We start from the raw sequence: 7,442 nt of genomic DNA on the forward strand, positions 1-7,442 counted from the left end.
CGTGATGGGCGAGGATATCGGCAAGTACGGCGGCATCTTCAGCGCCACCACCGGCCTGCTGGACCGCTTCGGGCCCGATCGCATCATGGATACGCCGATCTCGGAAACCGCCTTCATGGGCGCGGCCATCGGCGCCGCCGCGCAAGGGCTGCGCCCGATCGCAGAACTGATGTTCGTGGACTTCTTCGGGGTGTGCTTCGACCAGATCTACAACCACCTCGCCAAGAACACCTATATGTCCGGCGGGCGCGTGGGCCTGCCGGCGGTGGTGATGACCGGCATCGGCGGCGGCTACAACGATGCCGCCCAGCATTCGCAATGCCTGTACGCCAGCTTTGCCCACATGCCGGGCATGAAGGTGGTGGTGCCGTCCAACGCCTACGACGCCAAGGGCCTGATGATCCAGGCCATCCGCGACGACAACCCGGTGGTGTTCTGCTACCACAAGKGCATCATGGGCTTGTCGTGGATGTCCTACTTCGAGGGCAGCACCAACGCCGTCCCCGAGGAGGCTTACGCCATTCCCTTCGGCCAGGCGCGGGTGGCGCGCTCCGGCCGCGACGCGACCATCGTCACGCTCTCGCAGATGGTGCAGAAATCGCTGCTGGCGGCCGAGCAGCTGGCGGCCGAAGGCATCGACGTGGAGGTGATCGACCTGCGCACCATCGTCCCGCTCGACCGCGAGACGGTGCTGCGCTCGGTAGCCAAGACCGGCCGCCTGCTGGTGGCGGACGAGGATTACCTGAGCTTCGGCCTGTCTGGCGAGATCGCTGCGATCGTGGCGGAGAACCTCGATAGCGTGGCGCTGCGCGCGCCGGTGCGGCGCCTGGCCGTGCCCGACGTGCCCATCCCCTTCTCGCGCCCGCTCGAGCAATACGTGATTCCGCAGGTCGACACCATTGCCGCGCAGGTGCGCGCCCTGGTGCAGGACCGCCCTCTTTCCTATCAACTGAAGCGAGAAGCAGCATGACCGACGTAACGATGGCCGACACCGTCTGGCAGGACGTGGAAGACGGCACCGAAGCCCTGTTGCAGGAGTGGCTGGTCAAGCCCGGCGACGCGGTCAGCGCGGGCCAGCCGCTGGGCGTGGCCGAGCTGGTCAAGACCACGCATGAGATCGTCGCGCCCGCCGACGGCATCGTCTCCGCGCTGGCAGTGGCGGCGCAGGACACTTTCGGGCGCGGCGCCGTGCTGGCCCGGCTGGAGCCGAGATCATGAGCCACAGCCTTGCTTCCGTCCTGAGCAGCCCGCCGGCTACGGCGGCGGCCGGCGCCGACGCGCGCGTCACCGTGCCGCTGACGGGCATGCGTGGCGCCATCGCGCGCAATATGAGCGCGGGCTGGGCCGTGCCGCGCGTGGCGCACTCGGTCGAGGTGGACGTGACCCTGCTGGAACTGGCGCGCCACACCATGCAGCAGAACCTGGGGCCCGAATGCAAGATCACGCTCACCGCCTTCGTGCTGCGCGCCGTGGCGCTGACCCTGCGCCAGCACCCGCGCCTGAACGCGCGCGTGCTGGAAAAGGAGATCGAGCTGATGCCGAACATCAACCTCGGCCTCGCGGTCAGCCTCGATGAGGGCCTGATGGTGCCGGTGCTGCGCGACGTGGACACCAGGTCGGTGGCGCAGATCGCTACCGAGAGCCGCGCCCTGGCCGCCGGCGCGCGCGCCGGCACGCTGCCGGCCGGCGCCTACCAGCGCGGCACCTTCACCGTGACCAACCTGGGCTCGACCGGCATCGACAGCTTCACGCCCATCCTCAATGTGCCGCAGGCCGCCATCCTCGGCGTGACGCGGGTGGCCAAGCGGGCCGTGGTCAAGGACGACTGGATCGCGGTGGCGCCAATGATGGGCCTGCACCTGGTCTTCGACCACCGCGCGGTGGACGGCTATCCGGCAGCGCGCTTCCTGACCGACCTCAAGACGCGGCTGGAAACCGTGGAAGGCCTGTGATGCTCGCCCCCGCCTTCCTCGCCAGCGGTGCGAGCTGTGCCGAAGAGCAAGCCTGGAACCGGGCCCGCCTGGCGGAGCCGGTGCTGCGCCCGGCCGTGCGCCTGTGGACCTACGCCGCGCCGGGCATCGTGCTCGGCTGCGCGCAGGCATCCCTGCGCGAGCGCCTGGCAGGCTGCACCACCCCGTTTGCGCAGCGGGATTCGGGCGGCGGCGCCGTGCTGACCGGCCCGTGGATGCTGTCGGCCTCGATCGTGCTGCCCGCCGGCCACGCCCTGGTCGGCACCGGTACGGTGTCGAGCTACCGCTGGCTGGGCGTGCTGCACGCCGGGCTGCTGCGGGACCTCGGCATCGCGGCCTATGCGGTGCCGCCGGAGGAAGCGCGGCTGGCCCCGCCGGCGGATGCGCTGAAGTGGGCCTGCTTCGGCGGGCTCTCGCCCTGGGAAGTCGTGGTGGGCCAGCGCAAGATCGTCGGCCTGGCACAGGTGCGCCGGCGTACCGGCGTGCTGCTGACCTCGGGCACGCTGATCGCCCCGCCCGAATGGCCGCTGCTGTGCGGCGCGCTCGGCGGCGATCCCGCCGATGCCGACCGCCTGCGCGCCTGCACCACGTCCTGTGCAGAACAACTGGGTGCGCCGCTGATGGCCACGGTGCTGGCCGAGCGGCTGCACCACATGCTGATCGACGTGCTTGGCGAGCGTGCCGAACCCRGCCAACCCCGCCCCAGGACGCGCCCGGCACCGGCCGGCGGCGCGCTGCGCGCCGTGCCCGGCCCGTGATGAACGGCGCCGCCCCGGCAAGCCGCGCAAAGCGACGAGAGGCGGCGGGAGGCGGCGGCGACCGGCGACAAGCCATGCCATGCACCGAGCCCGGAGGGCGGACAACGCCCGCACCGCGCTCCCACAACAACTGGAGACAAAACCGATGAAATCCCCACAGCCTGCCGGCCCTGGCGCCGGCACCACCATGCGTATCCTGCGCAAGCAGCCCACCGTTTCACGCCGGGGCTTCCTGCGCGGCGGCGGCCTTGCCGCCATCGGCGTGGCGGTGGTACCGGCGGCGCTGGCCCAGCCGCCGCGCGAAGCCATGACGGCATCCATGCGCGCGCTCGGCCCGGCCACCGCGCGCACGCTGGTGGCCATGTCGCGCGATATCTTCCCCCACGACAAGCTGTCCGACCGCTACTACGTCGACGCCATCGTCCCGCTGGAGAAGTCCGCCGCCGGCAACAAGGCCACGCGCACCCTGCTGCAGCAGGGCGCTGCCGCGCTGGATGCCGCGGCGCGCGAACGCTTCGGCCGCCCTTATGGCGAAATCGCCAAGGAGAGCGATCGCGTGGCACTGCTGCAGGACATCGAGGCCACGCCCTTCTTCGAGAAAGTGCGCGGCGAGCTGGTCACTGGCCTCTACAACAACAAGGCGGTCTGGCCCCTTCTGGGCTACGAGGGTTCGTCCTGGGAGAAAGGCGGCTACCTGCACCGCGGCTTCGACGATATCGACTGGCTCTGAGCCGCCGGCACCGGCATTCCCCCGACAAGAGGCCGCCCGGGCTACGGCAATCCCCCCGGAGCGGCGCATGGAGACAAGCATGGCAACGAAGTTCGACCTCAAAGACGACAGCGTGGTCGTCATCATCGGTTCCGGCGCGGGCGGCGGCACGCTCGCCAACGAACTGGCCCAGCGCGGCGTACGCAGCGTGATCCTCGAAGCCGGCAAGCACTTTGCGCAAGCCGATTTCGAGAATGACGAGTGGGAAATGTTCAACAAGATCTCGTGGCTGGACAAGCGCATCTCGGCCGGCGGCTGGCATCACACCAAGACCTACCCCAACCTGCCGGCCTGGATCGTCAAGGGCGTGGGCGGCTCCACGGTGCACTGGTCCGGCGTGGCGCTGCGCTTCATGCCGCACGACTTCCACAACCGCAGCACCTATGGCGCCGTGAAGGACGCCAACCTGATCGACTGGCCCATCACTTACGACGAGCTCGCGCCGTTCTATGACCTCGCCGAAAAGAAGATGGGCGTGACCACCACTGCCGCGTCCGGCCTGCCGGCCCTGCCCGAGAACAACCACTACAAGGTGCTGGCGGCGGGCGCGCGCAAGATCGGCTACAAGGAAATCGTGCGGCCCATGGCGGTCAACTCGCAGCCCTACGACGGGCGCCCGGGCTGCATGCAGATCGGCTTCTGCATGCAGGGGTGCAAGATCGGCGCCAAATGGTCCACGCTCTACACCGAGGTACCGCGCGCCGTGGCCACCGGCAAAGCAGAATTGCGGCCGCAATCCATGGTGCTGCAGATCGAGCACGACGCCGCCGGCAAGGTCACCGGCGTGCTCTACGTGGACGAACGCGGCCGCCGCCAGTTCCAGCGCGCGCGCATCGTCTGCGTGGCCGGCAACTCGATCGAATCGCCGCGCCTGCTGCTGAATTCGGCCAGCAGCAAATTCCCGCAAGGTCTCGCCAATTCCTCCGGCCAGGTTGGCCGCAACTACCTCAACCACACTACCGCCGCGGCCGTGGCAATCCACCGCAAGCCGGTCTATATGTACCGCGGCACCGCGCTGGCGGCGGTGGTCTCCGACGAAGCCCGGCTCAACACCAACCGCGGCTTCTTTGGCGGCTATCACCTGGAAGGGCTGGCGCTTGGCCTGCCCTTCACCGCCGCCTTCATGAAGCCGGGCGGCTGGGGCCGCGACGTCTCCTCGGCGCTGGAAATGTACGACCACATGAGCTGCGTCTGGGTATGCGGCGAAGACCTGGCGCAGGAGCGCAACAGCATTACCCTGCATGCCACGGAGAAGGACCAGTACGGCCTGCCGGTGCCGATCGTGAGCAAGACCGACCACGCCAACGATGCCGCCATCCGCGCCCACGGGCTGGCCCAGTTCCGCAAGATGTCGGAAGCGGTCGGCGCCACGCGCGTGATCGACATGCCGCCCTATCCCGCCAGCCACAACATGGGCACCAACCGAATGAGCGCCAAGGCCAGCGACGGCGTGGTCAACCGCTGGGGCCAGAGCCACGATATCCCCAACCTGTTCGTCTCCGACGGCAGCCAGTTCGCCTCCAGCTCGGCGTCCAACCCCACCCTCACCATCGTGGCGCTGGCGATCCGCCAGGCCGGGTACATTGCCGGCGCGCTGCAACGGCGCGAGCTCTGAACCGGCCGGATGGCCGTCCGCCGCATTGCGGGGGGCGGCCAAATCGATTAGCGTAGAGCCAGCGCCGCGCCGGGCATCCGATCGCCCCGGCCAGCCCACCACATGAACCGGCCAAGGAGACAACCGTGCTGCAACAAGCACACCGGGCACATATCGAGCGCCTGCTCGCCTTCTCGCGGCAGCCCGGCGCGGCCGACGGCACCATCGAGCGCTCCTGGCTGCGCTGCTTCAACGACTATGGCCTCGATCCGAGCCGGCCGGTGCCCGCCTATATCGTGGAAGCGCAGCGCCTGCGCGAACACAAGGACCAGATCGAGGACTTTCTCGGCGTGGCGCGTACCGGCATGGAGCAGCTCTACAAGCGTGTGTCCGCCCTGGACTGCGTGCTGCTGCTCACCGACGCCCATGGCGTGACCGTGGACTTCATCGGCAACGACCACTGGGAGCAGGAGCTCAAGCACGCCGGGCTCTACCTCGGCGCGGACTGGAGCGAGCCGCGCGCCGGCACCTGCGCGGTCGGCACCTGCATCGTCGAGCAGGCGCCGGTGACCTGCCACCAGACCGACCACTTCGACGTGTCCCACATCTCGCTCACGTGCAACAGCGCACCGCTGTTCGATCCCACCGGCGGCTTCCTGGGCGTGCTCGACGTCTCCGCGCTAAGCGCCCCGGCGCCGCGCGAGGGACAGCACCTGGCGCTGCAGATGACCACCATGTACGCGCAGATGATCGAGGATGCCAATTTCCTGCGCTACTTCCGCGACCAATGGATCCTGCGGCTGGGCTCGACGTGGTCGCTGCTGGACGTGGACAGCGAGATCATGGTCGCCTTCGACGCCGACGGCGTCATCCGGGGCATCAACAGCGGCGKCCGGCGCAAGCTGCGGCTGGCCGACGCCGCCGAAGGACAGCGCGGCGGCAAGCCCGAGGATGTGCGCGGCCACCTGCTGACCGAAGTCTTCCGCGAGGACATGAGCGAGCTCTGGCGCATCGCGCGCGCCGGCATGTCGTCCGAGCGCACCGCCGTGCGCACCCATGACCACGGCCTGTACTACGCCACTGCGATCGCCCCGCGCGGCGCACCGGGCCGGCCCTCCTCGCCCGGCGCCCAGCCCGCGCTGCCGAGCGCGCAAGCCAGCGCCGCGCTGGACGCGCTCGGCGCGGACGACCCGCAGATGCAGCGCCTGATCCTGCAGGCCAGGCGCCTTGCCAACAAGCCGCTCAATATCCTGGTGCATGGTGAGACCGGCACCGGCAAGGAAGTACTGGCCAAGGCGCTGCACGCCGCCAGCGAGCGCCGCGGCAAAGCCTTCGTCGCGGTCAACTGCGCGGCCATTCCCGAATCGCTGATCGAGAGCGAACTGTTCGGCTACGCGCCGGGCACCTTCACCGGTGCGCGCAGCAAAGGCATGCGTGGCCTGATCGCGCAGTCGGATGGCGGCACCCTCTTTCTCGACGAGATCGGCGACATGCCGCTGCACCTGCAAAGCCGGCTGCTGCGCGTGCTGTCCGAGCGCGAGGTGATGCCGCTGGGCGCGGAGAAACCCGTCCCGGTGGATCTGCGCGTCATCGCCGCTTCGCACCGCGACCTGCGCCAGTTGATCGCCGAACAGTGCTTCCGCGAAGACCTCTACTACCGGCTGTGTGGGGCCACTTTGCACCTGCCGGCGCTGCGCGAGCGGCGCGACAAGGATTACCTKATCGCGCGCATCGCCGAAGAAGAAGGCCGGCAGCTGGATATGCGAGCCGTGCTGGCGCCCGCCGCGCTGGCCCTGCTGCGGGCCTATTCCTGGCAGGGCAATGTGCGGCAACTGCGCAATGTACTGCGCTTTGCGCTGGCCATGAGCGACAACGGATTGATCGACACTGAGGCGCTGCCGCCGGAGATCCTCGAGAGCACGCAGGAAATCCGGCCGGATGCGCGCCCGGAGGCGGCGCCGCTGCCCGGCAACGAACGCGAGGCCTTGCTGGCTGCCCTGCGGCGTAACAAGTGGCGTATTACGCAGGTTGCCGTTGACCTGGGCATCGCGCGCGCCACGGTCTACCGTCAAATGGAGCGCTACGGCATTGTCGCACCCAACCAGCAATAAGGCTTCGGCCGTGGGAGCGCCGTGAACGCCTGATCCCCGGCACGTACGGCGTGGGTGAGCGGCATCGTTCCTGCTCGCCGGCGAGGCAGCAAGCCAGCAAGGCAGTGGATCGACCATAATGTCGGTCGACCTCCAAACACCCAGCCCTTGCTGCACCACGTGCCAGACGCCGACAGTCCCCTCTCATCCGCCTCATCCGCTTCCCCCGCCAGCGGCAGCGCTTGCGGCGCACCGCCGGCC

Annotated in this window: 7 protein-coding genes; all 7 read left to right on the forward strand. The window is 69.1% G+C overall.

Annotation, left to right across the window (positions count from 1 at the left end):
- The coding region (locus AC1DS3_RS31825) for an alpha-ketoacid dehydrogenase subunit beta (RefSeq protein ID WP_477128704.1) at positions 1-970 on the forward strand (970 nt) is incomplete at its 5' end.
- A complete protein-coding gene (locus AC1DS3_RS31830) occupies positions 967-1,218 on the forward strand; it encodes a lipoyl domain-containing protein (protein WP_441631910.1) in 252 nt (83 codons plus the stop codon). The genes AC1DS3_RS31825 and AC1DS3_RS31830, both read left to right, overlap by 4 nt.
- Positions 1,215-1,952 carry a 2-oxo acid dehydrogenase subunit E2 gene (locus tag AC1DS3_RS31835; protein WP_441631908.1) on the forward strand — a complete coding sequence of 246 codons (738 nt, stop codon included), beginning with the start codon at positions 1,215-1,217 and terminating at the stop codon, positions 1,950-1,952. Before AC1DS3_RS31830 ends, AC1DS3_RS31835 begins: the two co-directional genes overlap by 4 nt.
- Positions 1,952-2,728 carry a lipoyl protein ligase domain-containing protein gene (locus AC1DS3_RS31840; RefSeq protein WP_477128705.1) on the forward strand — a complete coding sequence of 259 codons (777 nt, stop codon included), beginning with the start codon at positions 1,952-1,954 and terminating at the stop codon, positions 2,726-2,728. The genes AC1DS3_RS31835 and AC1DS3_RS31840 overlap by 1 nt, the downstream gene beginning before the upstream one ends.
- A gap of 145 nt (positions 2,729-2,873) precedes the next feature.
- Positions 2,874-3,458, forward strand: a complete 585-nt coding sequence (locus AC1DS3_RS31845) for a gluconate 2-dehydrogenase subunit 3 family protein (RefSeq protein ID WP_441631904.1) — start codon at positions 2,874-2,876, stop codon at positions 3,456-3,458.
- Positions 3,459-3,537: 79 nt separating this feature from the next.
- Positions 3,538-5,112 (forward strand): GMC family oxidoreductase, encoded by a 1,575-nt coding sequence (locus tag AC1DS3_RS31850; protein WP_441631902.1) that lies wholly within the window; start codon positions 3,538-3,540, stop codon positions 5,110-5,112.
- A 125-nt stretch (positions 5,113-5,237) separates the two neighbouring features.
- A complete protein-coding gene (locus AC1DS3_RS31855; RefSeq protein WP_477128706.1) occupies positions 5,238-7,202 on the forward strand; it encodes a sigma-54-dependent Fis family transcriptional regulator in 1,965 nt (654 codons plus the stop codon).
- Positions 7,203-7,442: the final 240 nt, after the last annotated feature.

The sequence above is a fragment of the Cupriavidus sp. 01L46 genome, assembly GCF_056399905.1.